Source organism: Staphylococcus sp. EG-SA-2 (assembly GCF_017152085.1).
On the sequence record NZ_JACYHC010000184.1, the window covers coordinates 1 to 527 of the forward strand.

Annotated in this window: 1 protein-coding gene; it reads right to left on the minus strand. The window is 37.8% G+C overall.

What is annotated here, in order from left to right; all coding sequences use genetic code 11:
• Window positions 1-406: SDR family NAD(P)-dependent oxidoreductase (locus IDG60_RS27250; protein ID WP_206160425.1), on the minus strand; the 406-nt coding region annotated here is incomplete at its 3' end.
• Between the last annotated feature and the right edge of the window lie 121 nt (window positions 407-527).

Consider the following 527-nt stretch of genomic DNA (forward strand, 5'->3'; position numbering starts at 1 on the left):
CAGCAACTAAAGTAACATTATCTAAGCCACCTAATTGTTGATATGCTTGTTCAACAAGGTCATAGTTGAACTGCTCATCTCTTATATCACCAGGAATTAACACTGCCTTTTGACCACTTTCTTCAATTACTTGGCGTACTTCTTGTGCATCTTGTTCTTCACTCGGAAGATAGTTAATCGCTACATCTGCACCTTCTTTAGCATACGCAATTGCTGCTGCACGCCCTATTGCTGAGTCACCACCTGTGACTAACATTTTATAGCCTTGTAAGCGTTGATGACCTTGGTAAGACGTTTCGCCACAATCAGGTGCTGGCGTCATTTCAGATTGTAAACCCGGTACCTCTTGTTCTTGTTTTTCATATTCCGTTGTTTTAAATTTTGTTCTAGGATCTTGAGTTGCCATTTTTTAACATCTCCTTATTCGCTTAATGGTTATTATTTACCCAATCTTCCTAGGAACTTAATCATGATTACACTAAAAATTACTTTCTTCTTTATAAAAACAAGCTCGAATTACTCATGCA